Here is an 18,757-nt window from a genome sequence, read left to right on the forward strand (position 1 = left end):
AAAGGCTTATGCCTTGAATTTATCATACATAAAGATTAAATTAATGGAAAAGGAGGAATTATTTATGCATAGATTTAATCGTTATCTAGGAGCTGGCGACAAAGAAGCCGGCTACAACCTATCATGGGGAGCGATCTTTGCAGGCGTTGTTACTTTTATCGCCTTAATGATCACCCTCGGTTTTATTGGTAATGCCATTGGCTTCGGGACAGTGAGTCCTAAAGCGAGCAATCCAATGTCAGGCGTTGGAACTGGGGTCTTAATTTGGACGGTTATCCAATTAATCCTTTCATTCTTAGGGGCTGGCTTTGTTTCTGGGATTACCGCCCGTCGCGTGGGTGTGGTTCACGGTTTCTTAACCTGGGCTGTATCAACCATCGCAACCTTTATTTTACTTTCAGTCGCTACCGTGTCGATCCTGTCATCCGTGGGGACTTTCTTTGGCCAAGTGGCACAGACAGCCGGTCAAAGCGTTGAAAGTGTAACTTCTTCAGCAGCTGATAGCGTCTCCAATGGCGTTAATGCCCTCACTGACCAAATTGATGTGAACCAAAGTGACATCCAAAGTTTAGAAAACGATGTCAACGACGTCCTACGTGATACCAATATCAAAGAGCTCCAACCAGAATACTTGAAGGGGCAGCTCCAAGGGGCAACTGACGACATCAGCCAAGCTGCTAAAGACTTGGTAACGAATCCTGAGAATTCAGATGCTATCTTTGACCAATTAAGTAATCAATTGCAAGCACGGACAGAAAGCATCACGGAAAACGTGGATGAACAAGCCGTTGCCAATGCCATCGAATCTAACTCTGATTTATCCCAAGCGGAAGCTGAACAAACTACTCAAAATATTGTCGAAGGGTACAACCGTGCAGCCAGCGAAGCCCGTCAACAAATTGACCAGGCTAGCCAAGCGCTTGACCAAACCAAGTCTGAAGCTCAAGACGCGATTGCACAATTACGGAATGAAGCCAACAAAGCTTCTGACACGACTGCTCAAGCTTCAATCTGGGCCTTTGTCGGACTCTTACTTGGTGCCATTCTCTCAGCTCTTGGTGGTTACTTCGGGACAAAATTCGTCACAGAAGAAGCCAATGAAAATCATATCTAGTCTAAATTAGCTATTGCTAGATAGACAAAAAGCGCCTTTAGTCGGGCGCTTTTTTTGTTGGCATTATTTAGTTATAAGCTTTGAATATAATTATAAGCTTCTTGGCCAGCTTGGCCGCCGTCACCAACTGCGGTTGAAATTTGCCGCAATTTCTTTTGGCGGATGTCACCAGCAGCAAAGATACCAGGGACCTTCGTCAACATGTTCTCGTCAGTGATGACCCAGCCTTCCTCATCGGTGATGCCCAGGTCATCAAAGCCAGCTTGGTTGGGGAGGAGGCCAATATAGATAAAGACCCCATCGCAGTCTTCCACATAAGAAGAGCCATCCTTCTTAACAATCCGAACTCCCGTCACCTTCTGACCGTCGCCTAGGATTTCTTGGACTTGGGCATCCCAGGTGAAATCAATCTTCTCATTAGCAAAGGCCCGCTCTTGGAGAATCGCTTGGGCCCGTAACTGATCGCGTCGGTGGACAATGGTCACTTGCTTGGCATACTGGGTCAAGTAAGCCCCTTCTTCAACAGCTGAGTCTCCTCCACCTACAACGATCAACTTACCATCCTTGAAGAAGGCTCCGTCGCAGACAGCACAGTAGCTAACTCCGCGCCCAGCATAGTCGGCCTCACCTGGCACATCCAGGAGACGGTGGGTGGACCCCGTTGCAATCACAATCGCCTTAGCTTGGTAGGTTGCCGTATCGGTTTCAATCGTATGGTAGGGTTGGCCGGGATGGATCGCTTTAACATTCCCATAGGCATAATCTGCCCCGAAACGCATGGCCCCTTCATACATACTGGTCGCCAGGTCTGGCCCTTGGATGCTAGGGAAGCCTGGATAGTTTTCTACTTCAGCTGTATTCAAGAGCTCGCCCCCCGGTACACCCCGCTCTAAGATTAGAACCGATAGGGCTGCCCGTGAGGTATAGAGGGCGGCAGTCATCCCCGCTGGCCCACAGCCAATGACTAAGACATCATATTGTTTAATTTCTTCGCTCATTCTCTCACTCCTTATTTAATTCGTCCTCAAGACTCAGGAGATAGTCAGTCAGGCCCTGGCGGATACTCTCTTGGCCTAAGCCATACTCGATGGTTGTCTTCATATAGCCAAGCTTATCCCCCACATCATAGCGTTGGCCCTTAAATTCGTAAGCAAATACCCGCTGAGTGCGGTTCAAACGATCGATGGCATCAGTTAATTGGATTTCATTGCCTGCTCCTGCTTTTTGAGTTTCTAAAAGGCCGAAGATTTCAGGTGTTAGTAAATAGCGGCCAATAATAGCCAAGTTAGAAGGGGCCACAGAAGGATCCGGTTTTTCGACAAAGCGGCGAACATTGTAGATGCCATCGCGGAACTTCGCTTCAGGATCAATGATGCCATACTTATCGGTATCTTCCTCGGCAACGGGCATCACGGCAATGTTGGAAGCATGGGTCTCATTATAGGCGCCAATTAATTGCTTGGTTAATGGTTCCTCATCTACCATCAAATCGTCCCCGAGCATGACCACGAAGGGTTCGTCGCCAACAAAAGCCTTGGCTTGAAGAACCGCATGACCGAGGCCTAGTGGATAGGATTGGCGCTTAAAGTAGAGGTTAAGCCCAACATTCTCCTGTATTAGTTCTAGTAATTGGTCCTCACCCTTCTGCTTGAGGACGCCCTCGAGTTCAATATTCGAATCAAAGTAGTCTTCTAGAGGGCGTTTACTCTTACCTGTGATGATTAAAATATCTTCTATTCCCGACGCTAATGCCTCTTCCACTATGAATTGGATGGTTGGCTTATTGACAATCGGTAGCATCTCTTTAGCCATCGCCTTAGTAGCTGGTAGGAAACGGGTTCCAAAACCAGCCGCTGGAATAATTGCTTTACGTACTTTTTTCATAAGTCCTCCTTAAGAAATTACTTTAAGTTCTTTTCGCCAGATAGTCAATTAATGCGCTTCGTAATTGGGCTTCTTCCTTACCTTCCCGCATCATCAGCTGGGTTAGGGCTTCTTCCACCGGCATGCCTTCATAGAGAATAGCGTAGAGAGCATTGGTAATGGGCATATCGACACCTAAGTCAGCCGCTAATTCGTATGCCGCCTTGGTCGTCGGAATTCCCTCAACGACCATGCCCATCTTAGCTTCTACTTCTTCAGGGCTAGCTCCCTGAGCAATCTGGTTGCCGGCCCGCCAATTCCGTGAGTGGACGCTGTTACAGGTCACAATGAGATCCCCCACTCCGCTTAAGCCAGAAAAGGTTAGGGGATCCGCACCCATAGCCAGGCCCAAACGAGTAATTTCGGCTAAACCACGCGTGATCAAGGCTGCCTTGGTGTTATCCCCATAGTTTAAGCCATCTACCCCGCCGGCCGCGACCGCAATAATATTCTTCAGGGCCCCACCCAATTCCACACCGATACAGTCAGTGTTGGTATAAACCCGGAAATAGCGGTTGAGAAAGACTGCTTGGACTTCCTTGGCCGCTTCTAAGTCTCGGCTCGCTGCTGTGATCGTTGTGATATGGCGGACCGCCACCTCTTCCGCATGACTTGGCCCAGACAGTGCCACGATGCCGCGGTAGTCACAGTCTTCTAGAACTTCTTCGATAATCTGACTGATCCGCAAATGGCTACCTTGTTCCAAGCCCTTAGAAGCATGGAGGATAAGCGGCGGCTTGTCCGCTCCCGAAGCTTGATCAGAGGCTAAAACTTCCTTTACTTGTTGGCTGACAGACCGGATTGCCTTGGTCGGCACCACAAAACAGACCATATCAGCTTGTTTGAGTGCCTCGCTCAAATCCGTCGTCACTAAGATATCCTCAGCTAGGTGCAGGTCGGGCAGGTAGGCAGCATTAATCCGCGTCTGACGGATCTCTTCTGCTTGGTCTGCATCAACGGTCCAGAGCCGAACCTGGTGCTGGTTGTCATTTAATACCATGGCGAGAGCCGACCCCCAAGAGCCAGCGCCTAATACTGCAACACGATAACTTTGCATTTAGTTCTCCTCCGTTTTCTTCTGTTCAATCGCATAGAGACTCGCTTCCTGGTAGGGAGTGGGAGCTTTTTGCCAACGTCGCCAGATAATTGCGCCCAGGCCAATAAGCACCAAGACTAAGGATAGGACTTGGGAGACACGGAAGGGCCCCCAATAGAGGCTATCTGTCCGCAGCCCCTCAATAAAGAAACGTCCGATCCCATACCAAATCAAGTAGAGGAAGGTCGTCTCCCCTACTCTCAGTTTGCCCCTAATATTACGTAAATACAAGAGAACCACAACCCCTAAAAGGTTCCATAGTGATTCGTAAAGAAAGGTCGGATGGTAGTAGACCCCGTCGATCTGCATACCTTCCACAATAAAATCAGGTAAGTGGAGGCGGTCACGAAGAAATTCTACCGACACGGGGCCTCCATGGGCCTCCTGGTTAACAAAATTTCCCCAGCGGCCAATGGCTTGGGCAAGCAGGAGGTAAGGCGCCATCACATCTGTCAAAAGTAGGAAGCGCCAGCCCTTAGACCGACAATAAAGGTAAATAGTCAATAGGGCCGCTAAAACGCCCCCATAGATGGCAATCCCACCATTCCAAATTTGGATAATCTCATCCAAGTGCTGGCGGTAATAATCCCATTCGAAGATCACATAATAGAGTCGAGCCCCGATAAAGCCAATGGGAATGGCCCAAACCAAGACATCTAAAATTAAATCCTCAGGCCAGCCCCGCCGCTTAATTTCACGGCTACCCAATTGAATAGCTAAAAGGATACCTCCAGCTATGATAATCCCATACCAACGAATGGGCCAGCCAAATAGCTCGAAAGCGACGGGATCAATGGCTGCTAAAACACGATCACTCAACATATTATCCTTCCTCTTGACTGTTACTTTCGATCAAATGCGTTAAACGGTCTTCAAATTCCTTGGCTGAATTGTAGCCGAGATCATTGGCTCGGAAATTCATGGCAGCTACTTCGACGATGCTAGAAATATTCCGTCCCATCTGAACCGGAACGGTAATCTTAGCCACCTTCACCCCAAAGATATCTTCCTCTTCGGCAGCGGTTCCCAAACGGTCATACTTGTCCTCCTTGTGCCAGAGCTTCAACTGGATGATCAAGTTCACCTGTTGCTTCTGGCGGACAGCTCCTGCGCCGTAGAGGGTCATAATATTAATAATGCCCAGGCCCCGAATTTCCATCATGTTTTCAAGGATAGCGGGCGCCTCCCCCATAATGGTATATTCATCTCTTTGATAGAGTTCGACCCGGTCATCAGCAACCAGGCGGTGGCCATTCTTAACCAGTTCGAGGGCAGCTTCCGACTTACCAACGCCACTCTCGCCCATAATGAGCACACCTAAACCATAAACCTCAACAAAGACACCATGGCGCGAGGTACGGGTCGCCAAACGTTCCTGAAGAAAGGTCGTCAAGCGAGAAGAGAGGTGGGTGGTCGAGGTATTGATCCCAATCACCGGAATATGGTTTTCATTAGCTGCCTGGATCACTTCGTACTCCGGCCGCAAGTCGCGGGAAAAAACAAAAACCGGTGTCTTATCCCGGGCTAGACGCCGCATCACCAATAAACGTTCTTCACTGGTCATCTTGCTCATAAAAGAATGCTCGTTACGGCCAAAAAGTTGGATCCGTTCTTCAGGATAATAATTAAAATAACCGGTCAATTCCAATCCCGGGCGCGAAATATCTGATACTGTGATCTCTCGATCCAGATAGTCCTCACCAGAAATAATATTCATCTTGAGTGCCTCTACTAGCTCACGAACTGTAACTACCGCCATGTAGAACTCCTTCCATCCTTCGCATCAATGCTGTTTTTCTCCTATTTTACCATAGATTCCCCCAAGAAGCTTCACCGACATCAAGGACCGCCCCTTAGGCAGGCAAAGAAAATAAAAGAGGCTGGGACAAAAGCCCCGGCCTCTTTTAAAATAACGAACTTTTTTAGCAAAAATCTGTTCCAAAAGTCAGTCCTGACATCCACTTCATGAACTATGTCCAATCGTTTTCCAACGATTTCCCATAGTTCGCTCCAGTGATTCAGGACTAACCGACTTTTGTCACACTCTCTTTATTATAGGTTAAAAGTCATTCCAATTTCCCTGCTGGTCATCATCAATGTGTTCAGCTTCTTTAATGCGACCGAAACCTCGGGGGTGGCGGTGGGTTTTCTCAGCCTTGCGCTTAAAAGGCTTTCCTTCACTTGGAATCAAATAAGCCGCCACGATGTAGATCAGGATGAGGAAGGGATTGAAGAAAGTGAAGATGGCGTAAAGCCAGCGGATAAGGGTTGAACTGACGCCAAAATAAGCTGCCAGGCCCCCTAGTAAGCCGGTTAGAACGCGGTCTGTTTTGGATCTTCTTAATTTTTTAGTCATGGTTATCCTCCTATTACTTAGCCTCTGCCTTCAACCAGATATCTCCAGAAACGGATGACAGGTTGATTTGGGCAGGGCGTGTCTCGCCTAAATAATATATGCTCTTCGCTTGGTTAAAGCGAGAATCAGCCAAGGTTTCTACCTTAAAGCTTTCTTGCCGCCAACGTATAGTCCCATTATTGGAACGCAGGTCAGCATTCAAACTCGTTGCTGGATTAACATTGAGCTTGACATCTCCCGAAGTGGTCTGGCAGTTAACGGTCTCTAAGTCCGGGCTTGTCACCGTCAACCGCAAGTTCCCATTCAGGGTATCCATGGCCAGCTCGCGAACCGCTCCAATGAAGCGCTGGTCCCCATTGGCTGTCTGCGCATCCAGATGGTCAAAGGCAACTTGGTCCAAAACTACTAAACCGTTCTTGGTATTCACCCGGCCACTGCTTGCCTGGCACTCAGCGACCCGGATATCCCCATCAATGGTATAAAGATCCAGGTTTTCCGCTTCTAAACCAGTCAGCTGGATGCCTCCTAATAAGCTCCTAAAATTTAATTGGCCGAATTTTACTTTGGGAAGGCGCAAGTGGATATTAGTAGATAGCAGGCGGTTATTTAATTCAAAACGTAAACATCCGCCTTGGTTTTCAATCAGGGTTCTTTTTCTAAAGGCTTCTTCAACGCTTTCTTCCTGGTACTTACCTAGGATAGTCCCTGTCACTAAGACTTCCACCCGGTCGATCTCGGCGACTTCAACCAGGATGTCTCCCTTAGAGATTGAAAAATCAAAATTCTTGGCGATCTCGTCAAAAGTAAAACGTTCTTCAAATTGCCGGGTGACTAAGTGGGGACGGGGGATCCCCGACCGGCCCCGGTCAAAGTGAACCGTTCCTTCAACGGCCGTCTTAAGGTCCTTGAACATTTGACCCAATCCTGTCTTCTCTGCCTGGCTGGTCTTTGCTTTTGGCTCCTCTGCTGGTCCGTCTGCTGAGTCATTATTTGATTGGTTCGCTTGGTCACGCAAGTAAGTCAATTCTGTTTTGAGACCCTTGATTTCTTCTTCTAAGGCCAACTTGGCCTCCGCTTCGTCCGTTGATTCAGCCAACCCCAGTTCTTCTAAGGCAGCCTCCTTGGCATCTAATTCAGCTTCTAATTTTTCTTCGCGATCTAAGTAATAATTTTTCAGAATCGCTTGGGCTAAGTCATCCTGGCCTTGGTCTTCATAGAATTCCGCCAAGGCTTGTGCTTCTTCAAATGAGAGGCTCTGCTTCTGCTTTTGGTTATCACTTTCTTTAGCTTGGCGCTGTTCTAAAAGCACCAAGGCTTCTTCTCGACTGAGTAAACCTTCTTGAACTAATTTCAGTATACGTTGTTTGTCCTCACTCATCGTGTCGCCTCCTTGTTTATCTTGAACCTATTATCTCAATTTTTTCAAGTTTTAACATAGGCCCTGAGATGTATTTATCTTGTAAGCCCCCGAAAGGCACAGCGGCTGCCTGCTGGACTGGCTGTCACCGCCAATTGAACGGGCAGCTCCTGCTTCAATTCCTCCACGTGGGAAATAATCGCAATCAAGCGGCCACTGGCTTCCTGGAGCTCAATCAGGGTATCCATGGCCTGGTGGAGGGACTCTTCATCCAAACTACCAAAGCCCTCGTCAATAAAGAGGGTTGAAATTTCAATACCACCTGCATGATTTTGGATCACATCGCTTAAGGCTAGGGCCAGGGAGAGTGAAGCCTTAAAGCTCTCACCCCCTGATAGGGACTGGACGCTGCGGCTGCTACCGGAATAATAATCCATTACCGCCAAGTCTAAACCCTTAGCAGCTGTTCCCCCCTTGTCTGTACGTTCACGCAAGAACTGATAGCGGCCACTCGTCATCTGCTTAAAGCGTCGATTGGCCTGCTGGATAATCTGATCAAAGTAATAAGCTAAGATATAGCGCTCAAAAGAAATACGTTGGCTGCCTGATCGTGTCCCGTTAGCGACTTCAGCGAGTAAGACCAATTCCCCGTAATGTTGGGATTGCGCTTGGTAGCGGGCTAAGCGGGCATTGAAGGCCTGGTCGAGCTGGTCTAGGCGGGTCAGCTGGGTCAAGCGTCTATCCCGGTATTGTTGTTCTTTTTGAACTTGCTCGCTTACTTCCTGGAGACGGGCTTGAGTTTGGTCAAGGTCTAAAGCCTCCTCCCTAGCAGCCAAGGCCTGCCGATTCTTGGCTATTTGTTGGTCCAGAGCATAACGGTCCTGTTCATAATTTCGCCAAAATTTCTCCACAGCTGACCAATCTTTATCCGCACGGTGGTAGTTAGAAAGGTCTTCGGCCGTGAGATCAAAATCGGTTAGGCTTGCCTGGAAGTGTGACCAGCCCTCTTGGTAACGCTGGTCTTGCCGTCCCAGGCTCTCTTCCAAGCCCGCTTTCTGTGCTTTTAAGCGAACTACTTGGTCACTTGCTGCTTGGAAGCTGGCTTGAGCTTTTTGATAGGCCTCTTTTACCTTTTGAATTTTCTGTTCAAGTTCTTTTTCAGCAGCCAGGAGGTCATCCATTTCCTGGTAGTTTAGCTGGGCAGCCAAAGCCTGCATGTCTTCTTTTAAGTCCTTATACTGCCTTTCCTGGTTATCCAAACGTTCCTCGAGCTGACCTTCTTCTTGTCTGACCGCAACTTGTTTTTCTTGGTAGGTCACGAGATCTTCTTGGACCTGGTCATAGTCCCTTTGTCGCTGAGCTTGGGCCTTCTCTTTAGCTAGTAGCTGGTCCGCTTGGGTCTTTAGGCGACGATCTTCTTCTACTAAGTCAGAAGAGAAATTCCCTTCTTTTGCCTGGTCTTCTAGCTGGTCTGTAAGCTTCTGCATTTCTTTTTGGGCATAGCCCAGTTGGCTACCCAGCTGGGTCAAATCCTGGTAGGCCTGGCGCTCCTCAGCTTCTAAACTGTCAGTGTCTGGCACCGGCCCCTCTTGGTCACTTGTCCCTTCATAAACTGCCGGGTGGTCCAAGCTCCCACAAAGCGGACAAGCCTGGCCAGGGACTAAGTCAGCCGCTAACTTGCCCAGGTAATCCGCTTGCTCCCTGAGCCGACCTGCTTCAAGCGCCGACTGAGTCTGCCGCCAAGTCTCTTGAGCCGCTTGGTAGTCTAGCTCCAGCTGGCTAAGCTGGTCTGTCTGCTCCTGCTTGCTTGCCATTAAGTGGCGGTAAGTCGCATAAGTTGCCTGCTTATTTTCCAATTGGTAGCGCTCCTTAAGCAAGTCGTCAGGATTCAGCCACTGATTCTGGAGCTGCTGAGCTTTTTCTTTAGCTAGGTCAATCTTTTGCGCGAAGCCTTCCTGGTCTTCCTGAAGCGCAAGAAGTCTCTTTTGACTCGTCTGGATGGATTGGTCAAGTGCTTGGGCACCTTCCCTTTTCTTCAACCAGGTCTTTAAGTCGTGTTCCTCCAAGCGCATCTGAGCCAGCTTTTCCTCCCAGTCGTCGACTTGGGCATAGGAGTCTTGACTGGCTTCTAAGCTAGTTTGAGCAGCTTCTTTAGCGGCCTGGTATTGGCTAGCTTCTGCTTCGACTTCCCCCAGGCGCTTTCTCTCCTGGCTAATGACTTCCGCCAATTGTTCCAAGTCAGCTTGGTTCTTAGCCAGGGGCCGCGTTTTTTGATAGAAGTCCCAGTCCGCCTTGGCCTTATGATAGACCGAAGACTTTTGATCCAAGTCAACTTGTGCTTGGGCCAAGCGGTCCGCTTCTTTTAAGCGCTCTAAGTGCTGGTTGAGCACCTGACTTTCTGCTTGCCCGTCTCCGATCTTCTTTTCCGCTGCCTTAACACCTGCTCGCTGGTTTTCCAAAGCCTCCGCCACTTGGTCCGCAAAAGCTGCGAAGTCTTCTTGATTAGCAGCTTCTCTTAAAGCTTCTTGACTCGCTTCATCTAGCAGGTCCAGGATATCCGTTTTGTCCTCCTTAAGGGCTTGGTAGTCTTGGCCCATTTCTTTTTCTAAAGCTTGTTTCTTAGCCAGGAGGTCATCCTGGAAGTTTTTAAGATGGTAGGTCGTAAAAATCTTGCGAAAGATGACCTCTTTTTCACGGCTAGGGGCCTCTAAGAGCTGCTTGAATTCACCCTGGGGCAGCATCACAATTTGTCGGAACTGGTCGACACTGAGGCCTAATAGTTCTTCTAGGGCCTGGTTGGCTTCTTGGGTCTTTTGGAAGACCCGGTCCCCTCGGTCGAAAGTCACACTTGCCTTCAGGTTGATCGGACGTTGGGTTTTGGGACTGGGGCCCTTTTGCTGGGGAATACGTTTAACGGAATAAGTCTTTCCGCCAAGTTCAAAGCTCAAATAAATATAGGACAGTTCATGGTCACTGGCTAAGTCTGATTTGAGCTCAGCCTCCTGGCGCGAACTGCCGCTGGTCTTACCATAGAGGGCATAGACAATGGCATCGAATATGGTTGTCTTACCAGCGCCAGTGGGTCCCGTAATTAGAAACAACTGGGTCTGGCCTAGGTCCCGGAAATCAATCTGCATCCGCTCACGGTAGGGACCAAAAGCTTGCATCTCTAATATAATCGGTTTCATTGGTCACCTGCCTCCTCTCCTCTGCCTTGGGCCTCAGCCATGATTTGCTTAACCACTTGCTCTTGGTAAGCCGTCAAGACCTGGCCCGTTTGATCTTCATAAAAATCGGCAAAGACCTGGTCTAAAGCTTCTTTTTGCTGGGCCTGGTAGCCTGTTTCAGATTGTGGTTGATCGACTTCTAGGGCCGAGTAGGTCAAGGCCATAATGTGGGGATAGACTTGGCGCAAGCGTGCCATCGCTTCATGGACGGGCTGGGCATCGGTCAGTTCCACATAGAGGTAGTCATCAGACTGGTCGGCCATTAAGTCTTCAAAAGTCCCCTTTACCTGCCGCAAATCATATTTAGGCTGGATGGGATGGGGGGTAACGGTCAGGTCTTCCTTGGTCAGATCAACTTCTAAAAAAACCTTGCGCTGGCGGGCTTCCGATTTTGAGTATTTTAAGGGAGACCCACTGTAGTAGATATGCTGGTTTTTAACAAACTGGCGGCCGTGCAAGTGTCCTAGGGCAACATAGTCAAAATCCTCAAAAAGATCAGCAGGAACATAGGCAGAGTTCCCCATGCTCAGGGGACGTTCAGACTCCGTGTGCTCTAAATCTGCCCCCGCCTCGTCCAAATCGACATTGGTTACATAGCCATGGAAGACTAGGAGGTTGAGCCGGTCAGGTCGCCAGTCCCCCGCCTTAATGGTTTGGATTTGAACCGCTAGCGCATCGGCCATAGAGCGGATTGTCTGGTCAGGGTATAACTTTTGGATTTGACCATAGTCACTGTAGGGCAGGAGATAAACATCAGCCTCTTCCAGACAGACACGGCGGATTTCTTTTTTGACCATGCCCTCTAAGTAGAGGCCCTCCTTTTCTAAGATAGCGGAAGCATAGTCGATGCGCTCCCCGCTATCATGGTTGCCCGAGATAATACAAATGGGGCAAGCGATTTCTTCCGACATCTGGGTCAATAATTGATTGCACAGGTGGACACTCTCGCGATTAGGAAGGGACCGGTCATAAAGATCCCCCGCAATAATCACAAGATCTGGCCCCATCTCTGCTACCTGACTGATCCATGCCGTTAAAACATCCGCCTGGTCATCGAGCAGACTTCTTTCATTGATCACTTTTCCGATATGCCAATCGGAAGTATGGATAATTTTCATATGGACTCCTCACTCGGTGAAAAAGAGGCTGGTAAATTCGTCCACCCTCTTTGACACAACTTATTCTTTTTCCAGTAATGGTTTTAGGTATTGACCGGTGTAGGAAGCTTCCACTTGGGCCACTTCCTCAGGGGTCCCACCAGCAACGAGCTGGCCACCCTTTTCGCCGCCTTCTGGTCCCAGATCAACAATATAATCGGCGGTTTTAATCACATCTAGATTATGTTCAATAATAATCACCGTGTTTCCCGCATCCACTAGACGCTGGAGGACCTCTAAGAGACGCTTAATATCATGACTATGTAAGCCGGTCGTTGGTTCATCAAGGATATAGACCGTCTTCCCTGTCGCCACGCGCTGGAGCTCACTAGCTAATTTCATCCGTTGGGCTTCACCACCGGAAAGCGAGGGCGCAGGTTGACCCAGGCTAACATAGCCCAAGCCCACATCCACCATGGTCTGTAATTTACGCTTGATCTTTGGCACCGCAGAGAAGAAGTCTAAGGCTTCCTCAGCCCGCATGTCCAAGACCTCCGCAATATTCTTTCCTTTATAAGTGACTTCCAAGGTCTCCGCATTGTAGCGGGTCCCCTTACAGAGCTCGCAAGGCACGTAGACATCCGGCAAGAAGTGCATCTCTACCTTAAGGATCCCGTCACCCTTGCAGGCCTCACAGCGCCCTCCTTTGACATTAAAGGAAAAGCGTCCCTTATTGTAGCCACGGATCTTCGCCTCATTGGTTTGGGCAAAGAGTTCCCGGATATCGTCAAATACAGAGGTATAGGTCGCTGGATTCGACCGGGGTGTCCGACCGATTGGGCTCTGGTCAATATCAATAATCTTATCTAGGCCCTCATAACCCGAGACACTGTCTGACTTACCGGGATGAATTTGCGCCCGGTTGAGATCGCGAGCCAAGGTCTTCTTGAGGACTTCGTTGATCAGCGAACTCTTACCCGATCCGGAAACGCCGGTCACGACATCCAAACGCCCAATAGGCAAGCGGACATCGATCCCTTTCAGGTTATTTTGACGGGCGCCCTTAATCTCTAGCCAGCCCTTATCTTCCTGACGACGCTCTGATGGGACTTCAATGGCAAGGTCTCCACTCAGATAGCGGCCTGTCAGCGAATCAGGATTTTGAGCTACTTCTTGGGGGGTGCCGCTAGCCACGACTTCGCCCCCATGCTCTCCAGCGCCTGGTCCCATATCGATCAGGTAGTCTGCAGCCCACATGGTCTCCTCATCGTGTTCCACTACGATGAGGGTATTCCCTAAATCACGCATTCTCTGCAGAGAGCGGATCAAGCGATCATTGTCTCTTTGGTGGAGACCAATCGAAGGCTCATCTAGGACATACATGATACCCGATAGGTTAGATCCAATCTGGGTAGCCAAACGAATACGTTGGGCTTCCCCACCCGATAAGGTACCGGCTGACCGGTCGAGCGTTAAATAATCGAGACCAACTTCTTGTAAGAAGCCCAGCCGGGACCGCAATTCTTCAAGAATCGGTGCAGCAATTTCACTATCCTGTTCACCCAAGTGGAGTTGCTTAAAGAAGTGGATTGTTTTTTCAATGGGCATGGCCGTTACTTCTGCTATATCCTCACCTTCGACCTTGACGCAGAGGGCCCGCTCATTCAAGCGTTTGCCATGGCACTTGTCACAGGGCAATTCGGCTAAGTATTGTCGCATATTGTCGCGCACCATATTGGATGAACTGTTATGGTAACGCCGGCTGACATTATTAGCAACTCCCTCAAAGGTCATATCCTTATCTTGAACCTTGCCAAAATCATTGACATAGTGAAAATGGAAGGTCTCATCCTTAGACCCATAGAGCAATAAGTCCCTCTGCTCTTCAGTCAAATCTTCAAAGGCTTTATCGAAAGGAATATCGAAGGCTTCCGCTGCTTGTTTTAAGAGGGTTGGATAGTAGCCTGACCAATTAGAATTCCAGGCTTGAATGGCGCCCTCTTCTAGACTTTTCGATGGATCAGGGACCAGTAAGTCCAAGTCAACCACCAATTTCTGTCCCAAACCATCGCAAACTTCACAACGTCCATAAGGGGCATTGAAGGAAAAGAGCCGAGGTTCCAGTTCTCCTACGGTAAAGCCACATAGGGGGCAGGCATAATGCTCAGAAAAAAGGATCTCTTCCCCATCAATGATATCCAAAAGGGCATAGCCATCCGTTAGGCGGAGAGCCGTCTCCAAAGAATCCGCTAAGCGCGTCCGGATACCTTCCTTAATGACTAAGCGGTCGATTACAATATTAATATTGTGCTTCTGATTTTTATTTAGTTCTGGCAGGTCCTCGATATCATAGAGCTCGCCATCAATTTGAACTCGGACATAGCCCTGCTGTTGAATCTTCTCCAATAATCGTTTATGCTGGCCCTTCTTGCCGTAAACCACCGGTGCCATAACTTGGACGCGGGTTCTCTCTTCCAAGGCTTCTGCCCGCTCGATCATCTGGTCAATGGACTGGCTAGCGATGGGTGTCCCGTCATTGGGACAAATAGGCTGACCTACCCGGGCGTAAAGTAAACGCAAGTAATCGTTCACTTCTGTAATCGTTCCAACGGTTGACCGAGGATTACGGTTGGTGGTCTTCTGGTCAATTGAAATAGCAGGACTCAACCCATCGATACTATCGACATCTGCTTTGCGAGAATTCCCTAAGAATTGACGAGCGAAGGCTGACAGGCTTTCAATATAACGACGCTGTCCCTCCGCATAGAGCGTATCAAAGGCTAGAGAAGACTTTCCCGAACCTGATAAGCCTGTTACAACGACCATTTCATTGCGTGGAATTTCAACATCAATATTTTTTAAATTGTGAGAACGTGCCCCACGAACCACTATTTCATCTCTCACAGACTTCACTCTTTCTTTGACAATTTATTTACCTATACAAACAAGTGTTCTGATTCATTATAGCATGGATTAAATGAATTAACTATTATTATACTCCACGCCCCATTCTAAAGCTTTCCTAGTCGATTCTCAAATGATTTGCAAAAAAATAAGCCGGACTCGAGGTCCGGCTAGGTAAAATATATTTTGATTAACCAAAACGTCCAGCAACATAGTCGGCTGTCTGTTCGTTATTTGGATTATTGAAGATTTGTTCGGTTGGCCCGAATTCAATGATCCGTGAATGGCCAGGCGCACGATCAGGATCAGCATAGAAGAATGCTGTATAATCAGATACCCGAGCTGCTTGTTGCATATTGTGGGTTACGATAACAATGGTATATTTTTCTTTCAACTCTTGAACAAGTTCTTCAATTTTAAGGGTTGAAATTGGGTCCAAAGCTGAAGTTGGTTCATCCATCAATAAGATTTCTGGTTTTACTGCAAGCGCACGTGCAATACATACCCGTTGCTGCTGACCACCAGAAATCGCTAAACCAGACTTGTTGAGGTCGTCTTTGACTTCATCCCAAATGGCAGCCCCTTTAAGAGAAGTTTCCACGATTTCATCTAATTCTGCCTTATCTTTAGTGCCATGAGTCCGTGGACCATAAGCCACATTGTCATAAATGCTCATAGGGAAGGGGTTAGGTTGTTGGAAAACCATCCCCACCCGTTTTCTCAAGTGGTTAACATTGACATCCTTGGCATAGATATCCTTACCATCTAAAGCAATCTCACCTGTAATTTTGCAACCTTCAATTAAGTCATTCATACGATTTAAACTCTTTAAGAAGGTTGATTTCCCTGAACCTGATGGGCCGATTAAGGCGGTTACCTGTTTTTCATAAATATCCATATCGATATCTTCCAAGGCTTGGAAATTGCCATAAAATAGGCTCATATTCCGAGCAGTCATTGTTACTTTGTGTTCTTCTGCCATTTTATTTTTGTCCCCCTTGAGCTCCTAATTTATTGGATAACCAAGTCGATAATCCGTTGATAATTAATACAAATAATAGTAAGACAACACCTGTTGCCATGGCTTGGTCACGGTGCAAGCCTTCTGTTGATAAAATATACATGTGTAAGGCCAGTGTCCGACCAGATGCAAATAAGCTATCGGGCAAGCTAGTTGCGGTCCCTAAGGTGTACATAAGAGCCGCCGTTTCCCCAACAATCCGTCCAATCGCTAAGATGATACCGGATAGGATACCAGGCATAGCCACTGGTAAAACAATCTTGAAGATGGTCCGTAGCTTACCAGCCCCTAAACCAAAGCTCCCTTCACGCATCTTGTCACTAACAGACATCAGCCCTTCTTCGGTATTCCGAATAATTAATGGAAGGACCATAACCGCCATGGTCAAGATACCTGCTAGTAATGAATATTGGAAGCCAGCAGCAATAACAAAGGCTAGCATCCCGAACAAACCATAAACAATGGATGGAACCCCTGATAAGGTGTCAGAAGCTACCCGAATGGCTTCTACCCATTTATTGTTCTTACCAGCATATTCAATCAAATAAAAACCAGCGAAGACCCCCAGAGGTACAGCAATTAACAAGGCTCCTAGGATCACATAAATGGTTGTGATAATGGCGGGCATCATCGACACATTATCTGTTGTATACTCAAAGGCAAAAAGGTCTGCTGATAGGTAAGGAATCCCATTAATTAACACATAGCCGATAATATAGATAAGCCAAGCAAAAGTTACGATAGTAAAGAAATAGGTTAGGTACTTTAATGCTCTATCCATTAGCCTTGCACGCCTCCTTTGCGTTTAACAACTGCTAAGATCCCGTTGATCATTAGGACGATGACAAAGAGTACAGCCCCTGTGGCAATCAAAGCGCTCCGGTGGTCGCCAGATGCATAGGCCATTTCTAGCATAATGTTAGCTGTCATGGTCCGGGTCCCTTGGAAGAGACCTTTAGGGAAGACAGCCGCGTTCCCGGCTACCATGATAACCGCCATGGTTTCGCCGACAGCCCGACCAATCCCCATAATAACGGAGGCCAGAATCCCCGAGCGAGCAGCTGGTACCATAATGCGGTAGGCTGTCCGGTCGTGAGTTGCCCCCAAACCAACAGAAGCTTGGTAATAGGACTTAGGAACCGCACGCAAGGATGATTCGGACATGGTAATAATAGTCGGTAAGATCATAATACCCAAAACTAGGCCAGCTGTAAATACACTCATCCCACTGGAAGGAATTCCCATCGACCGAACCGTCTTACGGATAATCGGAACTAAAACCACCAAACCGAAGTAACCATAAACGATGGATGGAATCCCAGCCATCAGGTTGACCCCAGGTTTAAGGATTTTATGCAATTTGTCAGGGCAGTAGAAGGCCATAAAGACTGCTGTAAAAATGCCAGTCGGAACCCCAAACAAAATAGCCAGGCAGGTTACATAGAAAGATCCAACCAGCATTGGAGCAATCCCATAGATATCATTAGTTGGCTTCCAAGTATCACCAAACAGAAAGCTTCCCAGGCCATAGTCAGCTAAGAAAGGAATACTGCGTGCAAAAATGAAGTAGCAAATTGCTGCTAAAGCAAAGATAGACAGCAAGGCGCAGATGAAGAAAATCCACTTCATTACGACTTCAAGTGTATTATTTTGATTCATTGCTTTCTCCTCTAAAATATACAAGTCTCATAAACATTGGAAAACAGCTACTAGTGTTCAATAGTAGCTGTCCTCCTCTCTTCTTAAGCTAGGTCACTATTTAACTTCTGACCAATCTGTGATTTCACCCACGAAGATACCTTTAACACTTTCTAAAGTAATATCTCCTAAACCATTTTCATTATTTACAATAACAGCAATCCCATCTTGGGCAATTGCTTCTGCTTCAACATCTGTTTCGTCTTCCTTAAGTTCACGGGAAGCCATACCGATATCAGCGGTTCCTTCTTGGGCAGCTTGTACCCCTGCACCAGAACCGTTTTGGGTGATGTTAATGCTTACACCTGGGTTTAACTTTTCATATTCTTCTTTTAATTTTTCCATAACAGGGCCAACAGAAGTGGAACCAGAGATATTGATATTTCCTTCTGCAGAACCGTCGCCGGCATAAGCCTCAGCATCACTCTTCACTGGCACATAGCCTTCAGCTAAGATAATGTCTTGGCCTTCCTTAGAGAAGATGAAGTCATGGAAGTCTTGAGCTGCGCCTTCTAAGTCGCCCTTGTGAACAATATTAAATGGACGAGCAATCGCATATTCACCAGAAGCAACATTTTCTTCAGTTGGTTCAACGCCATTGACATTTAAGGCCTTAACGGTATCGTTTAATGACCCTAAAGAAATGTAACCAATAGCTGCTGGGTCCCCAGCGACAGAAGTCATCACGCCGTCTGTTGAGTTTTGGATATCTGCCATATCCGTTGTGTTATCGTTGTCGCCTTCTTTAACACCTGTAATTTCAACAAAGGCATCACGTGTACCAGATCCTTCTTCACGGCTGATCACTTGGATTAAACCTTCAGGAGCACCAGAAGCGCCACCTGCATCAGCTTCAGAATCACCGCTATCGCTAGCTGAGTTACCACATGCAGCTAATAGAGCCGCACTCCCTAATACAGTGATTAATTTTGAAAACTTCTTCATTTCTACCATGAATTAACCG

The 18,757-nt window shown here is 47.7% G+C and carries 15 protein-coding genes; 1 reads left to right on the forward strand and 14 read right to left on the reverse strand.

Features of this window, described 5'->3' with window-relative positions; genetic code table 11:
• The first annotated feature begins 64 nt into the window (after window positions 1–64).
• Window positions 65–1,114 (forward strand): hypothetical protein, encoded by a 1,050-nt coding sequence (locus HMPREF3090_RS08285; protein WP_067974680.1) that lies wholly within the window; start codon window positions 65–67, stop codon window positions 1,112–1,114.
• Between the two features lie 71 nt (window positions 1,115–1,185).
• Here the strand turns inward: HMPREF3090_RS08285 and trxB are convergent, their stop codons facing one another.
• From trxB to HMPREF3090_RS08355, 14 genes are all read right to left on the reverse strand, one after another.
• Complete coding sequence (gene trxB, locus HMPREF3090_RS08290; protein ID WP_070486445.1) at window positions 1,186–2,112, reverse strand: thioredoxin-disulfide reductase; 927 nt, start codon at window positions 2,110–2,112, stop codon at window positions 1,186–1,188.
• Between the two features lie 4 nt (window positions 2,113–2,116).
• Window positions 2,117–2,998, reverse strand: coding sequence for a UTP--glucose-1-phosphate uridylyltransferase GalU (galU, locus tag HMPREF3090_RS08295; protein ID WP_067974672.1), 882 nt, complete (start codon window positions 2,996–2,998; stop codon window positions 2,117–2,119).
• Window positions 2,999–3,020: 22 nt separating this feature from the next.
• Window positions 3,021–4,094, reverse strand: a complete 1,074-nt coding sequence (locus HMPREF3090_RS08300; RefSeq protein ID WP_067974667.1) for an NAD(P)H-dependent glycerol-3-phosphate dehydrogenase — start codon at window positions 4,092–4,094, stop codon at window positions 3,021–3,023.
• Window positions 4,095–4,955 carry a prolipoprotein diacylglyceryl transferase gene (gene lgt / locus HMPREF3090_RS08305; protein WP_067974663.1) on the reverse strand — a complete coding sequence of 287 codons (861 nt, stop codon included), beginning with the start codon at window positions 4,953–4,955 and terminating at the stop codon, window positions 4,095–4,097. It abuts the gene before it with no gap.
• A 1-nt stretch (window position 4,956) separates the two neighbouring features.
• Complete coding sequence (gene hprK, locus HMPREF3090_RS08310) at window positions 4,957–5,892, reverse strand: HPr(Ser) kinase/phosphatase (RefSeq protein WP_067974659.1); 936 nt, start codon at window positions 5,890–5,892, stop codon at window positions 4,957–4,959.
• 300 nt (window positions 5,893–6,192) lie between these two features.
• On the reverse strand, window positions 6,193–6,489 hold the full coding sequence (locus HMPREF3090_RS08315; protein WP_070486448.1) for a PspC domain-containing protein: 297 nt from the start codon (window positions 6,487–6,489) through the stop codon (window positions 6,193–6,195).
• A 13-nt stretch (window positions 6,490–6,502) separates the two neighbouring features.
• On the reverse strand, window positions 6,503–7,867 hold the full coding sequence (locus HMPREF3090_RS08320) for a DUF4097 family beta strand repeat-containing protein (protein ID WP_067974656.1): 1,365 nt from the start codon (window positions 7,865–7,867) through the stop codon (window positions 6,503–6,505).
• Window positions 7,868–7,941: 74 nt separating this feature from the next.
• Window positions 7,942–11,034 carry an AAA family ATPase gene (locus tag HMPREF3090_RS08325; RefSeq protein WP_067974653.1) on the reverse strand — a complete coding sequence of 1,031 codons (3,093 nt, stop codon included), beginning with the start codon at window positions 11,032–11,034 and terminating at the stop codon, window positions 7,942–7,944.
• Window positions 11,031–12,191, reverse strand: a complete 1,161-nt coding sequence (locus tag HMPREF3090_RS08330) for an exonuclease SbcCD subunit D (RefSeq protein WP_067974649.1) — start codon at window positions 12,189–12,191, stop codon at window positions 11,031–11,033. Before HMPREF3090_RS08330 ends, HMPREF3090_RS08325 begins: the two co-directional genes overlap by 4 nt.
• A gap of 60 nt (window positions 12,192–12,251) precedes the next feature.
• Entirely contained in the window at window positions 12,252–15,074 is a 2,823-nt protein-coding gene (gene uvrA, locus HMPREF3090_RS08335) for an excinuclease ABC subunit UvrA (protein ID WP_070486450.1), read from the reverse strand.
• A 190-nt stretch (window positions 15,075–15,264) separates the two neighbouring features.
• Entirely contained in the window at window positions 15,265–16,032 is a 768-nt protein-coding gene (gene pstB / locus HMPREF3090_RS08340) for a phosphate ABC transporter ATP-binding protein PstB (RefSeq protein WP_219350802.1), read from the reverse strand.
• A 25-nt stretch (window positions 16,033–16,057) separates the two neighbouring features.
• The gene (pstA, locus tag HMPREF3090_RS08345) at window positions 16,058–16,876 is read right to left on the reverse strand and encodes a phosphate ABC transporter permease PstA (protein WP_067974638.1); all 819 of its coding nucleotides are present in this window, start codon (window positions 16,874–16,876) and stop codon (window positions 16,058–16,060) included.
• Window positions 16,876–17,754, reverse strand: coding sequence for a phosphate ABC transporter permease subunit PstC (gene pstC / locus HMPREF3090_RS08350; RefSeq protein ID WP_067974634.1), 879 nt, complete (start codon window positions 17,752–17,754; stop codon window positions 16,876–16,878). Before pstC ends, pstA begins: the two co-directional genes overlap by 1 nt.
• A 96-nt stretch (window positions 17,755–17,850) precedes the next feature.
• Entirely contained in the window at window positions 17,851–18,738 is an 888-nt protein-coding gene (locus tag HMPREF3090_RS08355; RefSeq protein WP_101603690.1) for a substrate-binding domain-containing protein, read from the reverse strand.
• Window positions 18,739–18,757 lie beyond the last annotated feature (19 nt).

The sequence above is a fragment of the Aerococcus sp. HMSC23C02 genome (assembly GCF_001806805.1).
GTDB lineage: Bacteria > Bacillota > Bacilli > Lactobacillales > Aerococcaceae > Aerococcus > Aerococcus sanguinicola.